The 20,047-nt window shown below is 58.9% G+C and carries 18 protein-coding genes, 1 tRNA gene, 1 pseudogene and 1 other annotated feature; of the genes and pseudogenes, 8 read left to right on the forward strand and 12 right to left on the reverse strand.

Annotation, left to right across the window (positions count from 1 at the left end; translation table 11 throughout):
- Positions 1-9 precede the first annotated feature (9 nt).
- Positions 10-195, reverse strand: coding sequence for a hypothetical protein (locus DWU98_RS12700; RefSeq protein WP_115495944.1), 186 nt, complete (start codon positions 193-195; stop codon positions 10-12).
- A 200-nt stretch (positions 196-395) separates the two neighbouring features.
- Between DWU98_RS12700 and DWU98_RS21980 the strand changes: the two genes are divergently transcribed.
- From DWU98_RS21980 to DWU98_RS12715, 4 genes are all read left to right on the forward strand, one after another.
- Entirely contained in the window at positions 396-551 is a 156-nt protein-coding gene (locus DWU98_RS21980) for a hypothetical protein (RefSeq protein ID WP_158545050.1), read from the forward strand.
- A gap of 3 nt (positions 552-554) precedes the next feature.
- The gene (locus DWU98_RS12705; RefSeq protein ID WP_115495945.1) at positions 555-1,052 is read left to right on the forward strand and encodes a cupin domain-containing protein; all 498 of its coding nucleotides are present in this window, start codon (positions 555-557) and stop codon (positions 1,050-1,052) included.
- 206 nt (positions 1,053-1,258) lie between these two features.
- Complete coding sequence (locus tag DWU98_RS12710) at positions 1,259-2,197, forward strand: SDR family oxidoreductase (RefSeq protein WP_425480227.1); 939 nt, start codon at positions 1,259-1,261, stop codon at positions 2,195-2,197.
- Positions 2,198-2,238: 41 nt separating this feature from the next.
- Complete coding sequence (locus DWU98_RS12715; RefSeq protein WP_158545051.1) at positions 2,239-2,766, forward strand: DUF4142 domain-containing protein; 528 nt, start codon at positions 2,239-2,241, stop codon at positions 2,764-2,766.
- A gap of 30 nt (positions 2,767-2,796) precedes the next feature.
- Here DWU98_RS12715 and DWU98_RS12720 read toward each other — a convergent pair whose 3' ends face one another.
- Entirely contained in the window at positions 2,797-2,979 is a 183-nt protein-coding gene (locus DWU98_RS12720) for a hypothetical protein (protein ID WP_115495947.1), read from the reverse strand.
- Positions 2,980-3,450: 471 nt separating this feature from the next.
- On the opposite strand from DWU98_RS12720, the pseudogene DWU98_RS12725 reads away from it, so the two are divergent.
- A pseudogene (locus DWU98_RS12725) lies at positions 3,451-3,806 on the forward strand (transposase); the annotation flags it as partial.
- Positions 3,726-3,837 (forward strand) — a sequence feature (AL1L pseudoknot). It overlaps the preceding pseudogene by 81 nt.
- A gap of 119 nt (positions 3,838-3,956) precedes the next feature.
- Here DWU98_RS12725 and DWU98_RS21715 read toward each other — a convergent pair.
- The 4 genes from DWU98_RS21715 to DWU98_RS12745 all read right to left on the reverse strand — a co-directional run bounded on the left by DWU98_RS21715 (position 3,957) and on the right by DWU98_RS12745 (position 7,052).
- Positions 3,957-4,622, reverse strand: coding sequence for a hypothetical protein (locus DWU98_RS21715; protein ID WP_147293315.1), 666 nt, complete (start codon positions 4,620-4,622; stop codon positions 3,957-3,959).
- Between the two features lie 151 nt (positions 4,623-4,773).
- The gene (locus DWU98_RS12735; protein ID WP_147293316.1) at positions 4,774-5,601 is read right to left on the reverse strand and encodes a hypothetical protein; all 828 of its coding nucleotides are present in this window, start codon (positions 5,599-5,601) and stop codon (positions 4,774-4,776) included.
- Between the two features lie 173 nt (positions 5,602-5,774).
- Positions 5,775-6,704 carry a hypothetical protein gene (locus DWU98_RS12740; protein ID WP_115495951.1) on the reverse strand — a complete coding sequence of 310 codons (930 nt, stop codon included), beginning with the start codon at positions 6,702-6,704 and terminating at the stop codon, positions 5,775-5,777.
- A 273-nt stretch (positions 6,705-6,977) separates the two neighbouring features.
- Positions 6,978-7,052: transfer RNA gene (locus DWU98_RS12745), tRNA-Val, on the reverse strand.
- 131 nt (positions 7,053-7,183) lie between these two features.
- Here DWU98_RS12745 and DWU98_RS12750 point away from each other — a divergent pair.
- On the forward strand, positions 7,184-7,513 hold the full coding sequence (locus DWU98_RS12750; RefSeq protein WP_115495952.1) for a lipid-A-disaccharide synthase N-terminal domain-containing protein: 330 nt from the start codon (positions 7,184-7,186) through the stop codon (positions 7,511-7,513).
- A gap of 142 nt (positions 7,514-7,655) precedes the next feature.
- On the opposite strand, the gene metH is transcribed toward DWU98_RS12750, so the two are convergent.
- The 4 genes from metH to DWU98_RS12770 all read right to left on the reverse strand — a co-directional run bounded on the left by metH (position 7,656) and on the right by DWU98_RS12770 (position 13,587).
- A complete protein-coding gene (gene metH / locus DWU98_RS12755) occupies positions 7,656-10,346 on the reverse strand; it encodes a methionine synthase (protein ID WP_115496041.1) in 2,691 nt (896 codons plus the stop codon).
- A gap of 126 nt (positions 10,347-10,472) precedes the next feature.
- Positions 10,473-11,558 carry a homocysteine S-methyltransferase family protein gene (locus tag DWU98_RS12760; RefSeq protein WP_115495953.1) on the reverse strand — a complete coding sequence of 362 codons (1,086 nt, stop codon included), beginning with the start codon at positions 11,556-11,558 and terminating at the stop codon, positions 10,473-10,475.
- A gap of 11 nt (positions 11,559-11,569) precedes the next feature.
- A complete protein-coding gene (locus DWU98_RS12765; protein WP_115495954.1) occupies positions 11,570-12,496 on the reverse strand; it encodes an ArsR/SmtB family transcription factor in 927 nt (308 codons plus the stop codon).
- A gap of 224 nt (positions 12,497-12,720) precedes the next feature.
- Positions 12,721-13,587, reverse strand: a complete 867-nt coding sequence (locus tag DWU98_RS12770) for a TauD/TfdA family dioxygenase (RefSeq protein ID WP_230474832.1) — start codon at positions 13,585-13,587, stop codon at positions 12,721-12,723.
- Between the two features lie 13 nt (positions 13,588-13,600).
- On the opposite strand from DWU98_RS12770, the gene DWU98_RS12775 reads away from it, so the two are divergent.
- Both DWU98_RS12775 and DWU98_RS12780 read left to right on the forward strand, forming a co-directional pair.
- Positions 13,601-13,990, forward strand: a complete 390-nt coding sequence (locus DWU98_RS12775) for a hypothetical protein (protein WP_196239512.1) — start codon at positions 13,601-13,603, stop codon at positions 13,988-13,990.
- 258 nt (positions 13,991-14,248) lie between these two features.
- A complete protein-coding gene (locus DWU98_RS12780; RefSeq protein ID WP_115495956.1) occupies positions 14,249-15,409 on the forward strand; it encodes an acyl-CoA dehydrogenase family protein in 1,161 nt (386 codons plus the stop codon).
- Positions 15,410-15,625: 216 nt separating this feature from the next.
- Here DWU98_RS12780 and DWU98_RS12785 read toward each other — a convergent pair whose 3' ends face one another.
- Both DWU98_RS12785 and DWU98_RS12790 read right to left on the reverse strand, forming a co-directional pair.
- Positions 15,626-18,814: a multidrug efflux RND transporter permease subunit gene (locus DWU98_RS12785; RefSeq protein ID WP_115495957.1), complete on the reverse strand. Its 3,189-nt coding sequence runs from the start codon at positions 18,812-18,814 to the stop codon at positions 15,626-15,628.
- 11 nt (positions 18,815-18,825) lie between these two features.
- Entirely contained in the window at positions 18,826-20,013 is a 1,188-nt protein-coding gene (locus tag DWU98_RS12790) for an efflux RND transporter periplasmic adaptor subunit (protein ID WP_115495958.1), read from the reverse strand.
- Between the last annotated feature and the right edge of the window lie 34 nt (positions 20,014-20,047).

Consider the following 20,047-nt stretch of genomic DNA (forward strand, 5'->3'; position numbering starts at 1 on the left):
TGCATGCGCTCAATTGAGGCCTTTGCTGGGTACGAAGCTGGATACCGGATCGCTGGCCGGAAAAGTTTCCTCCAGACTGTGATCATAGTTGTCGCTCTCGTGCTGCTTGCGCCGTTCGCGTGCGCTCCTGCTTTCCGGCCTGGTCTCGCGTTTGTCGTTGGGGTGTGGCGAATCTTTGCGATCGTGGGATGACATAGGGTTACCTCGAGGTTGCGAACGCATGATCCCGCCCGGGTCGTGACACCTGTATGGAGAAGATGTAAATGTATTCGGAAGGCTGAACTATTCAGTCATCAGCATGATGGCGCCATGAGCAACGTTCTTGCCGATATTCACGCCGGTTCACGGTCTGGTAGCGCACAGTCGCCCCACCTTCCTGAGCAGGTGACCTCGTTATGGAAGAGCGCGAAACCACCAAGCCGCCTTACAACTCCGGTTATCCGGAGCCTCGTCCGGAAACGGCCAAGAAGCATCGCAAGGAACCCGACGAAGATTCCCCGCACGAGCCACAGAACGTTCCCAGCAAGAAACCGTATCCTTCATCGGGTTGAGCTGTGCAGATCGAGACTTTTCTCTTCGAGAAGAACGGTTGGATGCCCAACAATCCACGCTTTCCCGCGTTGCTCTACAAGAGCGTGCTGACGCAGGAACAGAGCGCCAATCCCAGGGATATGGAAGACCTGTTCGCTCGCAATGGATGGCAGCCACGCTGGCGTGATGGCGTATACGGTTATCACCACTATCACACCACGGCGCATGAAGCCTTGGGATTTGTAGGTGGCCCGGCGCGCCTGATGCTGGGTGGCCCGCACGGGAGGGAGGTGGATGTGGAGCCGGGAGATGTGCTGGTGCTTCCTGCCGGCGTTGGACATTGCACCGTGAGAACCGACAAACGTTTCCTTGCGATCGGTGCTTATCCGCCGGGGCAGGATTGGGATCTGTGCAAGACGATGGCCGATGTCGCCGCGCTCGAGCGCATTCGCCATTTACCAGCGCCGCCGTCCGATCCGGTGGAGGGCAGCGAAGGCCTTCTGTTGGATTTGTGGCAATAAGTCGTGAACACCCCTGTGCTTGAGCCTATGCAGCATGTTTAACGGTGAGTTGTAGATTCGTAGACCTCATGTCCACTGGTGTTGCCACTAGCATCGCGCTTGGCTTGGAGCAGGCGAAGATGGTGCACGTCATGAGCGAAGACAATTTTTCCACATCGCGCAGACGGCTGATGCAGGGTGCCTCCTTGGGCGTGGCTACCGCCATGATGGGTTCCGCCTGGGGTGCTCAGCCCGAGGATGGTCTTGGTGCGAGCCAGCGGGCTGCTCCGTTGCGGGATCCGCGCGAAGGCTTTCCGCATCCGCCGTTCCAGGAGCAATCTCAACCATGGCCGGGGCTGGCTGGAAAGATGACACCGCAGCCGGATCATGGTGAAGCCAGTTATCGCGGCAGTGGCAAATTGCTTGGGCGCAGGGCGCTGGTCACGGGTGGCGACTCCGGTATCGGTCGCGCGGCGGCGATCGCGTTCGCGCGCGAAGGTGCGGATGTGGCAATTTCCTATCTGCCCGTCGAAGAGTCGGACGCGAAAGAAGTCATCGATCTGATCCAAAAAACGGGCCGCAAAGCCCTCGCGCTGCCGGGCGATATTCGCAACGAGGCGTTTTGCCAGAACATGGTGGCACGCGTGATAGCCACGTTCGGCGGTATCGATCTGTTGGTGAACAACGCCGGTCGGCAACACAGTTTCGGGTCGATACTGGAAATACCTACCGATTATTTCGATTGGACACTTAAAACCAATCTCTATGCGATGTTCTGGATCACCAAGGCCGCGGTTGCGCATATGCCCCCCGGTTCGGCGATCGTCAATACCGCATCGGTGAACGCCTATGATCCCTCGGAAAATCTGCTGGATTATTCCTTGACGAAGGGTGCCATCGTGACGTTTACCAAGGGGCTGGCCAAACAGATGATCAAGCGTGGCATCCGCGTCAATGGCGTAGCACCGGGGCCGTTCTGGACGCCGTTGCAGGTGAGTGGCGGCCAGACCGAGAAAAATCTGCATGAATTCGGGCAAACCACGCCGATGGGCCGGCCCGGCCAACCGGCGGAAATCGCGCATGTGTACGTGCAGCTCGCGGCTGCTGAGTCCAGTTACGTAACCGGCCAGATCTATGGTGAAAGCGGCGGAAGGGGGCAGCCATGAGAGGTGCGTCGGCACGATGCCGCGCATGCTTGTGTTTGCCGATGCTTTGTTTCGTCATCGTGCCCGCGGTGGCGACGGCGACGAAGACGGTGCACGCACAGCGCCGCGCACTCGACGCACGCGAGCAGGCCTTTGTGGCGCAGGCGACATCGGACGATGCCATGCAAATTGCCTTGGGCAAACTGGCGATGACTCGTTCAGCCAATCCGCGTCTGCGTGCCCTGGCCAGCCGGATCGTCAGCGACCACGCGGCACTCAACCTGCAGTTCGCGAAGCTTGCCAGCAGCAGTGGGCATGCGCATGGCCTGTCTCCTCAAGCCATCAGTGCCATGAAGGCACATCTGGAATCCTTGCATGGCGAGGCATTCGACCAGGCGTTTACCGGGATGATGGTGTGGGAACACCGCAAGGTCATTGCCGCCTACGAGGTGGCGGCCAAGACGTCCGCCGATCCAACGTTGCGGACGATCGCTATGCGGGGCATTCCTGTCTTGCAGGGGCATCTTGATGCGGTGCGTGCGCTGATGGCGCAAAGCAGCTCTGCCGAACAACGGCAAGAGAACGAATAGCAGGGCGTCAGGCTTTGGCGCTACCGCAAGCTAATGCTTGGATGCCTGCTGGGAAGGGTTGCGCGCCTTCTTGTGTGAGGCGTCCTTTTTCTTGCTCTCGCCATGGACACCGCCACGACGCTGAACATCTGCATCCATCGACGCGACGCGTTCCTGTTCGAGTAGTTCGCCTTTGCGCTTGCGCATGGCGATGGTGGCGTTGCGAATGTTCATGATGTTCCACGATCGGGCAAGTAATGCGGCAGACCTTCGCAGAGGATGCTTGAAAAGGATGCAGATGCCGCGTCAACGGTTTTCTTCACGAAGGCCGGCGGCATTGGAGCGTTAAAGCGCCGCCGCCGGATGCGCTATAAAGGATGACGGCCGCATATGTCAGTTCGATGAAGCGGCACGTAGCGTATTTTTAATGATGCGCGGTCGTGCGTGATGTGGGCTTGCTTGCCAAGCAGGGCAGTCCAGTCAAACGGCGGCCTAACCGGAGGGCGAGTATCGTGAGTTTATTTTCATGAATAAGGCGAGCAACGCGTTTAAGTCCAGAATAGAACTGCGCAGCATGATATGTCGGATTGATGCAACTATTGCTCGGCTGCACGCCAAGAACCAAGTAGAGGCCGATTTCTTTTATGCCACGGAATGAACCGCCCCGGCTTCATCGTAGGCTCCCAATCTTGAGAAGATGGAGCCATGACAAAGCAAACGTATTCCAAGGAAGTTCGCGAACGAGCGGTGCGCATGGTGCGCGAGCATCAACCTGATCATCCGTCGGAGTGGGCGACGATCCAGTCGGTGGCCGCCAAGCTCGGTTGCACGCCGCAGACGCTGCACAACTGGGTGCGCAAGGCACAGGTTAACGCCGGACAACGCGAAGGCCTGACCACGAGCGACCGTGATCGCATGAAGGCATTGGAGCGCGAGGTCCGCGAGCTGCGCCAGGCCAACGAGATTCTGCGCAAGGCGTCCGCGTATTTTGCCCAGGCGGAGCTCGACCGCCGGTCCAAACCATGATCGCCTTCATTCACCGACGACGTCGAGCACAAGGCGAAGGTCGATTACACGCAGCAGGAATGGCCGCTGAGGGAGTGGATTTTTCCGAAATGACAATCTAGTCGACGCGCGCTACAAGAACCAAATGGTTGGAATAGACGCATGACACTGAACTCCCAAAAAATGATCTGTGATGCAACAGAAATTCAGTCTTGAAGTTTGTCGATAATCGTGAGCGCGGCTCCTGTTCCACTTTTTGCTTCGTCGGGAAATTGTGAACCAAACCAAGCAAAGAAAGGGCGCAGTTCGATGATGCACGGCGTGATCGCTTCGGAGTGATCTCTCAACTGTTGGCGCTGAATGTCGAGCGGCATATTGTATGGATCGCCCAAAAATTGAACCGAGGCCTTAGCACCATTGGCTATAGTTGGAAAAGCGCCCAACACCATCGCCAACGGACCACTAACTTTGGATGGCAGAATGGAAATTCTTTCTATCGACATTCCTTCCGCTATTGCCACACAATTTCCGAGGCATCCGGAGATTAAACCCACGTTCATCACGTATGGTTTTGAGTCGTCAAATTCTGCCAAGGTATCTAGGTTGATCTTCGCCATGTGGGCTTCTTTCAGCAAGCGAAGCAAATCAGCGTAGAGGTATCTGGCAGCAGTTCGCGCAAGCTCGTTACGCTCTCGATTTCGAAGACGACGTTCACGGCCGGATACCCACACCGCTGCAAACGCCGCTGCAAACGCCCCTATGCCGGACACCCATGCGCCTTGATCCGCTGCGGTAAGCGACAGCCACCAATGAATGGACGGCCAAGAGTGACCTATTGGTTCCGCAACCGCGCAAATCGGTTCAAGCCTCATGCGTATCCTCTACCCGCTTTATAGTGCTAGTTGGTGATGGCGACTCGGGCCGACCGCAAATTGTCGCGTTCCGGCGATTGAGGCGACGATACGATTATCCATTCGGCGCACCCTGCGGGTAACATCGCGGTCGTACGGATGAATTATTGCTCTAACCGCGGTTCCGCTGCATCGCAAGTTCTAGAACAGACTCTTCTGTAAGGCCATGGCCTCCAATGACGGAGAACGTGTGCTCGACCGGGTCGCTGTATAGCGCGTGCCAGCCCGGCGGATCGCGATCATTCGTCGTGCCGAACACAGCCTTGGGCGTTTCGTAAGTCCGCTGCGCATCCATCGCGGCATTGCGCAGTTCGTACAAGAGGCCGATGCCTCGGTGCACAATGGAGTCGAGTTCGGGAAAACGAATCAAGCGCGAATGGTCGTGGCGACCGCGTACATAGACGCCTTCGCTCGGTGAGACCACGTAGTCCGAATGGGCAATCGCGTTGCGCAAATCGTTGTCAAATGCATCACGGAAGACTTCCGCCAAATTGTTAAGCCCAAGATCCGTTGCGGCGCTTTCCAATGCACTCATGACCTTATTCGCGTTGGGGCCCACGTTCTGGCCCGTGGCCTTATCTTGGCGCACCCAGCGATTGAACGGGTCGATGTTGTAGTGACCACCGGCAAGCACGCCCATAACTGCCATAGGGATGCACCACAATCCCGCCGACTCGGCGGTGTATAGGTAATAGCTGAAGGCGACACGTAACCGAATAGGCCGACCGCGAAACTGATCGAGCGCCATGAACTCATCGTAGTCCCGGAACGCGCGCTGGGACTCCATAGCCGAAGTGTAGGTATAAGGCTTGAACTCCCCCGACAAGGAAAGCACAAAGTTCAACTCGTCTTTGGCCCGTGTGCGCTCGAACAAGTCGTCGAACGCTGCACGCGCTTTGTCCAGGAACACTGCTTCTGAGGTCGATGGTTCCTCACTCATGGCTCTCCCCTCAAGTCATTCTGCCGCCCTGTTATCAAGGTCTCTCCTGCTGATCGGCACGAATATGATAATCATCCGCTGCGCTTGGCCTTCGGCTCGACGTTCCTACCGGCGATGAAGTTGCCCGTTTTCATGTCGATGAGCAGCTCACGCGAGTATCGGTAGTGCTGGGCTCACGCCGCGTTCGACAGTGCCTCAGTTCCACTAGGGAGACCATCCAAGTACGTGCTGAATGTCTGCTTGTCCGCTTTCGACGAGAGGAATGAGTGAAGTTGCTGAAGGTTGCTCTTTGTCAAAAGTCGACGACCAGCAGCGACAGCCTCCTCAGCACGAGCCAAGGCTGGATCCACCTCCTCGATCCATTTGGCGAGATCGCGTAACACCTTGTTCTTAAGCGCGTCTACGTCGACACCCTTGATAACGGTTAAGTTTTCCATGCCGGTGATCAGCAACTTGCGAAGATCGTTCTCGGGATACAGCACAGAGATACCATCGAGACGACCGACTACTTCTTCGACGTATTCCTGGTTTTTCGGCGGTGTGCCTTGCGCACGCATTCGGTCGCGTTCTTCCTGTGTGGCTGGTCTGGTCGTGATGAGTGTCCCATCGCGGCGGCGAACCAATCCTCCGACGATGGCAACAATTCGCGAAGGCAACCCTTTAAATGAATCGACCAAAGGGGATGCATGTTTGCGAATCCACTTGCCGCCGGAGGTGGCATCAAGCAGCAACTCGATGCGCGCCTCAATCTCGGGGATCCTGTGCTGGAATGCGATCAGTGCTTCACGGCGTTCCTTATTGCGCACATCTGCTTTGAAGACTCTTTCCATATTGGTGAACGCGACGTCAAAATATTTTTTGCCACAGTCTTTGCCGATATTGGTTTCGTGGCCGTCGCTGGTGGCGACCAAGTACCCCTTGCCGTGACGCGTGCGGCAACTGGAGAGCCCGCATTGCAGGTACGTTGATAGGGAGTAACTGCCCAGTATTCGTTCCAGCTTGACGGACTTCGGGTCTACATCGACCTTAAAGCCTGGACGGGTCAGTACATCGTCCCACGACTCCAGGCGAACCAGACCTTTGTCTGTGTTGAGTGTGATCATTCGTCGCTCCCCGTAGGCCGGCTGAGCCTAGCATTGGTGGACTGATCAACGAATAGAAGCAATACGAGGGAACTATGCGTGCGTGGCTGTCGCGAATGACATCAACATGGGAGTTTTTTGCGATGCCGTGGGCAATTTGTTCTCGCGCGCGGAGAACTGATCGCGCAGCAGACTCATAAACAAAAAAACCGCCCCGTGAGGGCGGTTTTCCATATTCCTTCCATACTCACGCTTTTGCTGGCCTCTGCACCAAGCGCATGTATTTGATTTTGTTGGTGGGCGGTACAAGGATCGAACTTGTGACACCTGCCGTGTGAAGGCAGTGCTCTACCGCTGAGCTAACCGCCCGCCGGGAACGGGCAACTATACGGAGCGAGGGGTAAAACGTCAACCATCGACCGCGCGGGCGCGTTGTTTTCGTGGGTTAAAGCCGCTGGCCGGCTAAAATACCCCGTTCCCTTTTGCCAAGCGGCCACCCCATGCATTTCGCTCTTTCGCACATTCTGCAGTCCCTGCAGCACTTCCATATTACGCCGTGGAAGGCCGTCGGCTTCTTGGGCACGTTGATGTTCACCGGCCGCTGGTTCGTACAGCTTTACTTCACCCGCAAATACAAGCGCGTGGTGATGCCGCTGTCGTTCTGGTGGATGTCAGTGACGGGGAGTGCCTTGCTGCTGGCGTATTTCGTGTTCGGCAAGAACGACTCGGTGGGCATTCTTTCCAACTTCTTCCCGGTGTTCGTATCGGTGTACAACCTGGTGATGCACTTGCGGCAACACGGCAGGGATGAGGTTGGGAAGGAGGCGTAGACGTAAAGGTCTCTGCCTGGATACACACTTTTTTGTGGAAGACATCATTTCGCCCTGATGTCATTCCGGCCTTCGCCGGAATGACGATGAGGCAGGGCGGAAGGGGAGCAAGAGAGACGGGGAGGTACGGCGCTCCGGCTCGCTATTCCGGATCGTAATCAAGATTGGGAGCAAGCCATCGTTCTGCTTCCTGGCGCGTCCAACCTTTGCGTTTGGCGTAATCCTCCACCTGTTCGCGCGTGATACGCCCCACCACGAAATACTGGCTTGCCGGATGCGAGAAATACCAGCCGGAAACGGCGGCCGTGGGGTACATCGCAAAACCGTCCGTCAATTCAATGCCTGCGTTGCGTGTGGCGTCGAGCAATTGGAACAGCGTGGCCTTCTCGGTATGGTCTGGACAGGCCGGATAGCCGGGAGCGGGGCGAACACCGCAATATTTCTCGCCAATGAGCGCTTCGTTATCGAGTGCCTCATCCGGTTGATAGCCCCACACTTCGCGACGCACACGTTCATGCATACGCTCGGCGAACGCCTCGGCCAAGCGATCGGCGAGTGCCTTGAGCAGGATGGCGGAATAATCGTCGTGCTGTGCTTCGAAGCGTGCGATGTGCGTCTCGATGCCGATGCCGGCAGTGACCGCGAAGCCGCCAATCCAGTCCTGCTTGCCGGCGTCTTTCGGTGCGATGAAATCGGAGAGGCAGAGGTCGGGTCGCTCGATGGGTTTTTCGGCCTGCTGGCGTAGATGATGGAGCTTCACAACCTGCTTGGAGTCGGGAACCTGCAGTTCGATATCGTCGCCAACGCTGCATGCGGGCCAGAAGCCGATGACGGCACGCGCGGTCAGCCAGCGCTCGGCAATCATGGTGTCGAGCATCGCCTGCGCATCGGCGAACAGCTCCGTAGCCTGCTTGCCGACGATCTCATCCTTAAGAATGGCCGGATAACGGCCAGCGAGTTCCCATGCCTGGAAGAAGGGCGTCCAGTCGATATACGTGCGCAGCTCGGCCAGGTCGTATTGGTCGAACACGCTGATACCGGGCTTGTTCGGTTGCGGCGGACTGTAGTTGGCCCAGTCACAGGTAAAGCGCTGCTTGCGGGCATGCTCCAGCGGCACTAGCGGTTTGGCGGAGCCGCGCTGCTTGTGCCGCTCGCGGATATCGGCATATTCAGCACGAATCTTGGCCATGAAGTTGTCGACCAGTTCTTTGCTGACCAGCGACTGCGCCACACCCACCGCGCGCGAAGCATCCTTCACCCATACCGTGGGCGACTTGTAGTGCGGTTCGATCTTCAGTGCCGTATGCGCGCGCGACGTGGTGGCGCCGCCGATCAGCAGAGGGATATGAAAATCCTGGCGCTGCATTTCGCGCGCTACCTGGCTCATCTCTTCCAATGAGGGGGTGATCAGGCCGGAGAGGCCGATCAGGTCGGCCTTGAGCTCGCGTGCGGTATCCAGAATCTTCTGGGCCGGCACCATGACGCCCAGATCAACCACCTCGAAGTTGTTGCAGCGGAGCACCACGCCAACGATGTTCTTGCCGATGTCGTGCACATCGCCTTTGACCGTGGCCATGACGATGGTGCCGTTGTTTTTGCCGGCATCGCCCGTGCGCAATTTTTCCGCTTCGATGTAAGGCAGCAGATAAGCCACGGCCTTCTTCATCACGCGCGCCGATTTCACCACTTGTGGCAGGAACATTTTGCCGGCACCGAACAGATCGCCGACGATGTTCATGCCGTCCATCAACGGACCTTCGATTACGTCCAGCGGACGCGTGGCCTGCTGGCGGGCTTCTTCGGTGTCCTCATCGACAAACTGATCGATGCCATGCACCAGCGCATGGGCCATGCGTTCACGCACAGGCTTGTCGCGCCATGCTAGGTTTTCTGTGACTGCTTCGCCTTTCTTGGTTCGGTAGCGGTCGGCGATTTCCAGAAGGCGTTCGGTCGCATCCGGACGACGGTTAAGCACCACGTCCTCCACGCGCTCACGCAATTGCTCGGGGACATCATCGTAGATTGTCAGCGCGCCAGCGTTGACGATGCCCATGTCCATGCCAGCCTTGATGGCGTGGTAGAGAAACACGGAGTGGATCGCTTCGCGCACGGTATTGTTGCCGCGGAACGAGAACGAGACGTTGGATACACCGCCGGAAATATGGCTTAGCGGAAAGCGCTTTTTAAGCTCGCGGGTGGCGTCGATGAAATCCACCGCGTAATTATTGTGTTCCTCGATGCCGGTCGCGATGGCGAAGATATTCGGGTCGAAGATGATGTCTTCGGGCGGAAAGTCCAGCTTCTCGGTGAGCAACTGGTAGGCGCGCGAACAGATCTCCACCTTGCGCGCGCAAGTGTCGGCTTGCCCTTGTTCGTCGAACGCCATCACCACCACGGCGGCGCCGTATTCGAGCACCTTGCGTGCATGCTCCAGAAAGAGCTCCTCGCCTTCCTTCATGGAAATGGAGTTGACGACGCCTTTGCCCTGCAGGCAACGCAGGCCGGCTTCGATCACGCTCCACTTGGATGAGTCGACCATCACCGGAACGCGCGCGATGTCCGGTTCGGCGGCGATCAGATTCAGGAAGCGCGTCATGGCCGCTTCCGAATCAATCAAGCCCTCGTCCATGTTCACGTCGATGATTTGCGCACCGTTTGCCACTTGCTGGCGCGCAACATCGACCGCTTCTTCGTAGCGGTCTTCTTTGATGAGCTTCTTAAATTGCGCCGAACCGGTGACGTTCGTGCGCTCGCCAACATTGACGAACAGCAGGTCAGGCGTGATGACCAGGGGTTCGAGGCCGGAGAGGCGGGTGTAGCGGAAATTATTCATCAGCGGTGAGTGCATGTGTTCCCGCTTCCCGGGGGGAAGAGGGTAGGTGAGGGCCATTTTTTAACCGAGGCATTCCTTCGCCCCGCAGGAGGAGAGCGATCGCCTCATGTGGCGCGAGAGATACGCTCATGCTGCTTCTTGTTCTTCCGATGGCAGCTGGCGTGGCGCATGTCGGCCTGCGGCTTCGGCGATCGCCTTGATATGCGCCGGCGTCGTGCCGCAGCAACCGCCGACCATATTGAGCAGGCCATCGCGCGCAAAGCCATCGATCACTGCCGCCATCTGTGCCGGCGTTTCGTCGTATTCGCCGAAAGCGTTAGGAAGCCCTGCATTCGGGTGGGTGCTTACGTAGCTTTCGGCGATGTTGGCGAGCGTTTGTATATGTGGGCGCAGGTCGGCGGCACCGAGCGCGCAATTCAAGCCCACCGAAAGCGGTCGAATATGCTTGACCGAGTAATAGAACGCCTCGGCCGTCTGCCCCGATAGCGTGCGGCCGGAACGATCGGTAATGGTGCCGGAAATCATCACCGGCACGCGGCTGCCACGTGCGCGGAAAAGCTCGCTCAGCGCGAACAACGCGGCTTTCGCGTTCAGCGTGTCGAAGATGGTTTCGACCATGATGATGTCCGCGTTGCCATCGAGCAGACCGCTGGTCGATTCGGTGTAATTGTCGACCAGCTCCTCGAACGTGACGTTGCGAAAGCCGGGGTCGTTGACGTCCGGCGAAAGCGACGCCGTGCGGCTGGTGGGGCCCAGGACGCCAATCGTGAAACGCGGTTTTGCCGGATTTTTCGCGGTGTACGCATCGCAGGCAGCGCGTGCGAGCTTCGCGCCTTCGCGATTCAACTCGTAGGCGAGGTGTTGGAGATGGTAATCGGCCTGACTGATGCGCGTGGAGTTGAAGGTGTTGGTTTCGATCAGATCCGCGCCGGCTTCGAGATACGCCTCGTGCACACCACGGATGATTTCCGGCTTGGTCAGCGTGAGCAGATCATTGTTGCCTTTCAGGTCACAAGCGCCAGGATGATCATGTGCATGCGCGTGCCGACTGTCGCGACCTTCCGCGAAGCGATCGCCGCGAAATCCGGTTTCATCCAGTTGATGGCCTTGCAGCATGGTGCCCATGCCGCCGTCGAGAATCAGGATACGTTCGCGCAGCGCCGCTTCCAGTGCGGCGACGCGGTCGGGATGACGCCAGGGAAGGATGCTCATGGGGGTACTCCTTACGGTTTGCGCGCGAGCAGGCTGATGACTTCGAAATGGGGCGCCTTGCGCTCGCGGCTCAGGCGGTTGCAGCTGAGCACGTTGAGTTTGGCCTGCGCGGCGAGTTTGCGTAGATCGCTTTCGGTAAAGCCGAGATTGCGATGGTCGAACGGCTCGACCACGGCGCGATGGTCGTGCTTGTCCAGTGTCACGGCCAACAACTTGCCGCCCGGGCGCAGCACGCGCGCGGCTTCGGCGATTGCCTTCAGGGGTTGCTCCGAATAAGTGAGTGCATGCAGCATCAGCACGAGATCGAAGCGTTCGGCGTCGAGTGGCAACGCATGCATGTTGCCGAAACGCACTTGGACATTGGTGAACGATGCCAGTCGCTTTGCTGCAGCTTCCACGACACGCTCGCTGGAATCTACGCAGACGATCGAGTGTGCGTGCGGGGCCAATAATTCCGCAGTAACGCCGTCCCCGGAAGCAATGTCCAACACATCGCCGGTTTCCAGCAATTGCAGCAGCGCGCGCGTGAGTGTTTCCCAGGTGCGGCCAGGTGAATAATGGCGCTCCATGTCGCCAGCCACGGTATCGGCCCAGTTTTGTTCACTGGCGCGCTGCGCCAAAACGGTGGGCAAGCGCGCGGCGTCTTCGCGCAGCAAGGCATCGTCGATACTGTCGCGCAATGAGCGAATCAGCGCGTGCTGGCGTTCGTCCCCCTCGCTGTTGGCACGGTAATAGGCCGAGACACCGGCGCGCCGGTCGCGTACCAGTTCGGCCTCCTTGAGCTTGGCCAGATGCGTGGACACCCGTGGCTGGGCCAGATGCAGCACAGCGGCCAGCTCGGCCACGGTCAATTCCTCCCGCTCAAGCAGAGCCAGCAGCCGCACCCGCGTGGGGTCGGCCAGCAGGCGCAATACGCTGGACGCGGTGACTAAGTCCATCCTGCATCCTTATATCGCGATAAAGAGATGTTAAGGGTAGGGCTGTTGACCCGGAGCGTCAAGGACCACCGTTTAGGGGTTCATGGGACAACGCGTGCCCGGTGGTATTGATGTGTCTGATTGAGCCGGTCAAGCCATGTGCCGCACGTCGCACACATAATGCGGGGGGCGCGTCGGTTATTTGACTAAGTGATGCCCCGTAGGCGGGAGACATCCAGCGCTCTTTATAGGGTGGCAGCTGATTCTCGTACGAGGCCAGGTTGCTCGGCGAAGAAGTCCTTGAAGCGAGTCAGAGCTGCGTTGTCACGAAAGCTATAGGTTTTTAGTAGCCATCGTTCGAGTGCGCCAACCGGATCGTTGATCTCGATCAGCTCGCGATTGTGGAGTGCATCCTGGTTAGCGAATGAGAACAGATCCCCAGTGCGGATTTGTACACGCTCCTTGTTCGCCTTCACGATTGCATCTTTCAATGACAGGAGTGCATCAATTGCGCATGTCGGCGCACTTGGCGCATAGGTGGTGCGCGTGCCGTAGTAGCGGAAACTATGCTCGTTCTCGATGATCACATGCCGATCTGAAACGATTTGACCACTATTCGAGTCTCGCGAGTATTCGTCGTACGGCGTGATGAAATGCGGTTGACGGAGCACTTCCTGATGCTTCTCGCTGATGTGCTCAAGCAGCGTACGGCCATCCAGGAATCCAGTATAGATCAGGTTTTCATTGCTGCATCGCATGCCTAGCAGGCTCAGGTAATCGGCACGCACGGAATGCGCAGTACGGTCATTGTGAAAGAATAATTCCCCATCGGTTTTCTGGGTCTGGGTTTGGCTGTATTTTTTATGCGCATAGACGTCATGGAAGAAATCGCCATTGTTGCGCGTCTCGTACGCGAGGAGAGGGCTGTCAGTCAACTGTGCAAACAGTTCCAATAACGATTCACCGATGAAGGATTTCTTCTTCCTATATTTATCCTGGATGGGGTCTCTATGGTCGAATAAAGGAATATGCTCATCGAGTGGTGCGTTGCGGAGGAGGTGTGCGTAATGCTTCCGGACGTTGCGGTCGTCACTGGCGGTCAACGCGTTCACCAGGCGCTTCGGCGTGAAGACGCTGATGATTGCGACGCTTGTTTGTATGTTTAGCGCCATGCTTGTTCTTGGTTACAGCGAGAGACTCGCTTATCTTGGAGTCGATTATTTCGTAACAGGTCTGATTGGTATCAGCCTTTTGGGGCTCGGTTCCGGCGGCGTGCGTCCGGCGACGATGGCGAATCTCGATTTGTCCTCGCTCGACATACTAGGGCGGGTGTCACTATTTGCCCGCATGGAGCGGAACTTTGGAATCATTAACGGCGTTTTGCTCGCGATCGGCGCTTATCTGCTTGCCAATAACGGTTTCCAAACTCTGATGTTGTGGCTGAGTTGGTTATATCTGTTCGCGCTAGGGGCGCTGTTTTACGTTAGCCGGACTGTTCGAACCAAAGATGCGTAGTGATGGGTTGGTACGAGGGCTGATGTAGCGGATACCTGGTGGCGAGCGTTGGTATTGCCGGACAGCAGGTTCTGTGCGCTGGGGACGATGGTAAATTCGCCTTCAATCCTTATATCGCGATAGAGAGATGTTGCTGATTAGGGTCGGAACGCGGCGTTGTATGGCCAGACCGGGCTTCATGCTGCACTCGCACAGGGCCTCTAGTCTGGGCCGGCTAAAATAGGTGGTTTCTCCATCCCCCTTTCCCCGGAGCCGCTCATGGATTTCCGTTTCACCGAAGACCAGTTGTCCATCCAGGCCATCGCCCGCGATTTTGCGCAAAAGCGCATCGTGCCGGTGGCCGCCGAACTCGATGCCAAGGGCGAGTTCCCGCTGGACAACATCCGCGAGATGGGTCAGCTCGGCCTGATGGGCATTGAAGTGCCGCACGAATATGGCGGTGCTGGCATGGATCCGATCGGCTACGTGCTGGCGATGATCGAGATCGCGGCGGCGGATGCGGCTACTTCCACCATCATGTCGGTCAACAATTCGCTGTTCTGCAATGGCATCCTCAAGCACGGCACGGAAGAGCAGAAGCAGAAGTACGTGCGTGCGATCGCGCAGGGCGATGCGATTGCTGCTTATGCGTTGACCGAGCCGCAATCGGGGTCGGATGCCTCGGCGATGCACACGCGTGCGTCGAAGAATGCCGACGGCGATTGGGTGATCAACGGCAAGAAGAGCTGGATTACCTCGGGTCCGGTGGCGCGCTACATCGTGCTGTTTGCGATCACCACGCCTGGCATCGGTGCCAAAGGTGTTTCGGCCTTCGTCATCGACACGCAGCGCCCTGGCTTCCATGCGGGCAAGACCGAGCCCAAGCTCGGCATTCGCGCGTCGGCCACGTGCGAAATCGAACTCAACGATTACGTGTGCCCGAAGGACGATCTGCTCGGTGCAGAGGGCAAAGGTTTTTCGATTGCGATGGGCGTGCTGGACGCCGGCCGCATCGGCATCGCTTCGCAGGCGGTGGGTATTGCGCGCGCCGCGTACGAAGCTACCCTGCAGTGGTCGCGCGATCGCAAGGCGTTCGGCCAGCCCATCGGTACGTTCCAGATGACGCAGGCCAAGATTGCCGACATGAAGTGCAAGCTCGATGCAGCCACGCTGCTTACGTTGCGCGCAGCATGGGCCAAGGGTGAAGCGGAAAAGAACGGCGGACGTTTCGGCACCGAAGCGTCGGTTGCCAAGCTGGTGGCCTCCGAGGCGGCCATGTGGATTTCGCATCAAGCGGTGCAGATCCACGGCGGCATGGGCTATTCCAAGGAGATGCCCCTGGAGCGTTACTTCCGCGATGCGAAGATCACTGAGATCTACGAAGGCACCAGCGAGATTCAGCGATTGGTGATTGCGCGTGCGGAAACGGGTTTGCGCTGATCGCGTGGTCGAGGCGCAGAGCCGCGGCTAATAAATCGAAATGCTGCCGTGTCGCCATCCAGGTCTCCGCCGGAATGACGACATGGCGTATGCAAACATCGCACGCTAGCGTCTTGCAAAAAAAAGCCCCGGCCAAAACGGCCGGGGCTTTTTCGTTGTTGCTTTCGGTGCTTGCTTCAACTTCCTACCCGCATGCGGATAGGAAGCGAGAGACTGTTAATGCTCGTGACGCGCGAGCTTGTGCGTCTCTTCATCCAGCTTGTCACCCAACATACGACGCACGCTGACGTAGAACACCGGAATCAGCAGTAGGCCGAGGAAGGTGGCGAACACCATGCCGCCGATCACGCCGGTACCGATTTCGTGGCGCGAGTTGGCGCCAGCGCCGCTGGAGGTCACGAGCGGTAGCACACCAAGGATGAAGGCGAGGGAGGTCATCAAGATCGGGCGCAGTCGCTGGCGAGCGGCTGTGAGCACGGCGTTGAACAGCGTCTGACCTTCGGCTTGCTGTTCGACCGCGAATTCCACGATCAGGATCGCGTTCTTCGCGGCAAGGCCGATCACGGTCACCAGGCCGATCTTGAAGTACATGTCGTTCGGGAAGCCACGCAACATCGATGCGGTAACCATGCCCAACAACCCCAGGGGTACCACCAGCAACACAGCCACCGGAATCGACCAGCTTTCATACAGCGCCGACAAGCACAGGAACACGATCACGATCGACAGGATCATCAACAGCGTGGCCGAGTTACCCGCGAGCAATTCCTGATACGACTGGCCGGTCCAATCCGCACCGAAGCCCTTGGGTAGATCGGTATCGACGATGTTCTGCAGCGTTGCCATCGCCTGGCCAGTGGAATAACCCTTGTTTGCATCACCCACGATTTCCACGGCCGGGTAGCCGTTGTAGCGCGTGAGCGACGGCGCAGCCATGCTCCAGGTGGTGTGCACCACGCTGGATAGCGGGATCATGTTGTAAGGGCCATACGGCGAGCTGGTGCTGCTCGTGGACGACGTACTGGAGGACGTGCTGGTGCTCAGCGAACTGGGCGTAAAGATGTGGCTGAGCGAATCGGTATTCATGCGATACGGCGCATCCGCCTGCACCATCACACGCTTGACGCGGTCTTCGTAGATGAAGTTGTTGATGTACACCGGCGCCAGCATGAGCTGGATGGCGGTATACACATCGCTCACCGACAATCCCAGCGCCGATGCCTGCACGCGATCCACACTGAGGTTGTACTGCGGTGCGTCGGCCAGCAGATTCGGGCGCGTGCCGAACAGCGTGGGGCTCTTGGATGCCTTGCCCAGCAGAATGCCCATCGCTTGCCCGAGTTCGGCGCGCGATTGCCCGTTACGTGCCTGCAGGTACATGTCCAGGCCGCCGAACTGGCTGAGGCCGCGGATGGTCGGCAGGTTCACCACGAAGATCTGCGCATCGCGGATACCGTGCAGTACTCCGTTGGCCTGACGGATGAAGTCGTCCGCCGTGATCGAGCGATCGCTCCAATCCTTGAGCTTGATGAACACCATGCCGGCGTTCTCGCTTCGGCCGACGAAGCTGAAGCCGCTGATCTGGTACATGCCCACGTAGTCGTCTTTCAGCGGACTCTTGGCCAGTGTCTGGCGGATTTCCTCCATCACGTGCTGCGAACGCTCCAGCGTGGCGCCGGGCGGCAGGCTCACGATGCCCAGGGCAAAGCCCTGGTCTTCGTTGGGCACGAAGCCGGTGGGCAGCTTGGTGTAGAGAAAGCCAGCCAGCATGGCAATCAGCACGAACACGATCATCCAGCGTGGTGCGTGCCGGACAGCACCACCGACATGGCCTTGATAGGTGTGCGTGATCCGATCGAAGGCGCTGTTGAACCAGCGGTAGATAAAGTTCTTCTTCTCCTCATGCGTGGGCTTGAGGATGGTGGCGCACAACGCCGGCGTGAACGACAGCGCAAGGAACGCGGAGAAGCCCATCGATACGGCGATGGTCAGCGCGAACTGCTTGTAGATCACACCCGTGGCGCCCGGCTGCAGCGCAGAGGGGACGAACACCGCCGCCAGCACCACCGTAATCGCTACCACCGCGCCGGTAATCTGCGACATGGCCTTGCGCGTGGCCTCCTTCGGCGGGAGGTTTTCCTCGGTCATGATGCGTTCGACGTTCTCGATCACCACGATCGCATCGTCCACCACGATACCGATGGCCAGCACCATGCCAAACAGCGTGAGCTGATTGATGGTGAAGCCCATCGGCGCAAGACCGATGAACGTGCCCAGCAGCGCTACCGGAATCACCAGCGTCGGGATGATGGTGGCGCGGAAGTTCTGCAGGAAGATCAGCATCACAAAGAACACGAGGATGATGGCTTCTATCAGCGTGCGCACCACCTCCTCGATCGACACTTGCACGAACGGTGTGCTGTCGTACGGCGCGAACCAGGTGACGCCCTGCGGGAAGTCCTTCGCCAGTTCGTCCATTTTCGCGCGCACGGCTTCGGCCACCTGCAGCGCGTTCGCGCCCGGTAGCAACTGCACACCGAAACCGCCCACGGGCTGGCCGGTCCAGGTGGAAGTAAAGCCGTAGGTTTGCGGACCGAACTGGATGCGTGCGATGTCTTTCAGGCGCACCACCGTGCCGTTGGCATCGGCGCGCAGGATGATGTTGCCGAACTGTTCGGGCGTGGAGAACAGGCCTTCGGCCGATACCGTCGCCGTGAAGCCTTGTCCGCCGGTCGCCGGATCGGCACCGAGCGAACCGGCCGCGAACTGAACGTTCTGCGCGGAGATGGCGTTTTCCACGTCAGTGGCGGACAGGCCATAACCCTGCATCTTGTCCGGATTCAACCACACGCGCATGCCGTATTCGGAGCCCACCTGGAAGGTGTTGCCCACGCCCGGAATGCGGCCGATCTGATCGATCACCTGCGCGCCGACGATGTCGTTGAGGCGGTTGGTGTCGATCTCCGGATTTTTGGAGATCAGGCCTACGAACATCAGGAAGTCCGGGTTGGCCTTGGCCACCACCACGCCCTGTTGGGTCACCGCAGCCGGCAATTGAGGTTGCGCCAGCGAGACCTTGTTCTGCACCTGCACCTGGGCGATGTCCGGATTGGTACCGGTGGCAAAACTCAAGGTGATCGTGGCCGTGCCGTTCGAGTTGGACGCCGAACTGAAATACAGCAGGTTATCGACACCGGTGAGCTGTTGCTCGATCACCTTGGTGACCGTGTCTTCCATGGTCTGGGCGCTGGCGCCCGGGAAGGTGGCCGTGACCGTGACCTGCGGCGGCGCGATGTTGGGGTAGGACTCCACGCCCATGCCCAGCACCGAGATGATGCCGACCAGGGTGATCAGGATGGCGACCACCCACGCGAAGATGGGGCGGTCGATGAAAAAACTCGGCATCAGTGTTCTCCTTACTGACCAGCAGGGGCGGCGCCTTGGCCGGCCGGCGTCTGATCAGGCTTCCATGGGGTTGCCTTGGCGGGCGCGCCAGGCTTGGCGACCTGGATGCCGGAAACGATCACCTGATCGCCCGCTGCAAGGCCGCTGGTGACCACCCAGTCGTTACCGAGCAGGTTGTCCGCGCTTACGCGCTTCTGCTCGACATTGCCATCCTTGCCCACGACCAATGCGTAGGCCCCTGCGGGATCGCGCTGGATCGCGGCCTGTGGCATCAGGAACACCTTATTGAGCTCACCCATGTTGGCAGTAAGGGTGACGTACATGCCCGGCAGCAGACGGCGGTCGGGATTGGGAACCACTGCGCGCAGGTTGATCGCACCGGTGGTGGCGTTGACGGTGGTGTCGGAGAAGTCCAGCGTGCCGCTCTTGTCGTACTTGGCGCCGCTGGGCAGCGTGATCTGCACGGTGGTCTTGTTCTGCTCGGCCAGTTGCACATTGCCCTTGGCCTGCGCATGGCGCAGCGTGTCCAGGTCCGCCGCGCTCAGGGTGAAGTTCACATACAGCGGGTCGAGCTGATCCACCGTGGTCAGCAGGGTGGCGTTGGCGCCGCTGTCGGAGGTACTGCTGCCGACGACTGCGCCTTCGGTCACCTGCTGTTCGCCGGCGCGGCCGTCGATGGGGGAGGTGACGTTGGTGTAGCCCAGGTTGACCCGCGCGGTCTCAACGTTCGCCTGGGCCTGTTTCACCGCGGCCAGCGACGAACGCTCGGTGGCTTCGTCGGTATCCAGCTGCTGCTTGGAGATATAGCCCTTGGGCACGAGTTGGCGATCGCGGTCGGCGATCACGTGCGAGTTGGTGTAGGTGGCCTGGGCCGAAGCCAGCGCCGCCTCGGCATTGGTCAGGGCGGCCTTGTAGGGCGCCGGATCGATCTGGAACAGCAACTGCCCCTGCTTTACGTCCGTGCCTTCCGTATAGACACGCTTGAGCACCACGCCCGAGACACGGGCGCGCACGTCAGCGCTGCGAAAGGCGGACAGGCGGCCCACCAGATCCTTGTTAAGCGGCACATTCTGCGGCTGGGCGTCCACCACGCCTACCGTCGGCGGTGGCATCTTGGGCGGCGCTTGTTCCTTGCTGCAGGCGGCCAGTGCCAGCAGGCTCAGGCACAGCACCGGTGTGCGCATTGGCGTCGACTTCATGAGAACTCCATGACTTGCGTGATCGGGGTCGGGG

It is taken from the genome of Dyella monticola, from assembly GCF_003363155.1.
Lineage (GTDB): Bacteria > Pseudomonadota > Gammaproteobacteria > Xanthomonadales > Rhodanobacteraceae > Dyella_B > Dyella_B monticola.

Coding starts and splice junctions, on each gene's coding strand:
- DWU98_RS12715 (WP_158545051.1), top strand. CDS start 2,239: ATGCTTTGTTTCGTCATCGTGCCCGCGGTGGCGACGGCGACGAAGACG.
- DWU98_RS12765 (WP_115495954.1), bottom strand. CDS start 12,496: ATGGACTTAGTCACCGCGTCCAGCGTATTGCGCCTGCTGGCCGACCCC.
- DWU98_RS12790 (WP_115495958.1), bottom strand. CDS start 20,013: ATGAAGTCGACGCCAATGCGCACACCGGTGCTGTGCCTGAGCCTGCTG.
- metH (WP_115496041.1), bottom strand. CDS start 10,346: ATGAATAATTTCCGCTACACCCGCCTCTCCGGCCTCGAACCCCTGGTC.
- DWU98_RS12760 (WP_115495953.1), bottom strand. CDS start 11,558: ATGAGCATCCTTCCCTGGCGTCATCCCGACCGCGTCGCCGCACTGGAA.
- DWU98_RS12750 (WP_115495952.1), top strand. CDS start 7,184: ATGCATTTCGCTCTTTCGCACATTCTGCAGTCCCTGCAGCACTTCCAT.
- DWU98_RS12740 (WP_115495951.1), bottom strand. CDS start 6,704: ATGATCACACTCAACACAGACAAAGGTCTGGTTCGCCTGGAGTCGTGG.
- DWU98_RS12720 (WP_115495947.1), bottom strand. CDS start 2,979: ATGAACATTCGCAACGCCACCATCGCCATGCGCAAGCGCAAAGGCGAA.
- DWU98_RS12735 (WP_147293316.1), bottom strand. CDS start 5,601: ATGAGTGAGGAACCATCGACCTCAGAAGCAGTGTTCCTGGACAAAGCG.
- DWU98_RS12785 (WP_115495957.1), bottom strand. CDS start 18,814: ATGCCGAGTTTTTTCATCGACCGCCCCATCTTCGCGTGGGTGGTCGCC.
- DWU98_RS21980 (WP_158545050.1), top strand. CDS start 396: ATGGAAGAGCGCGAAACCACCAAGCCGCCTTACAACTCCGGTTATCCG.
- DWU98_RS12780 (WP_115495956.1), top strand. CDS start 14,249: ATGGATTTCCGTTTCACCGAAGACCAGTTGTCCATCCAGGCCATCGCC.
- DWU98_RS21715 (WP_147293315.1), bottom strand. CDS start 4,622: ATGAGGCTTGAACCGATTTGCGCGGTTGCGGAACCAATAGGTCACTCT.
- DWU98_RS12710 (WP_425480227.1), top strand. CDS start 1,259: ATGGGTTCCGCCTGGGGTGCTCAGCCCGAGGATGGTCTTGGTGCGAGC.
- DWU98_RS12700 (WP_115495944.1), bottom strand. CDS start 195: ATGTCATCCCACGATCGCAAAGATTCGCCACACCCCAACGACAAACGC.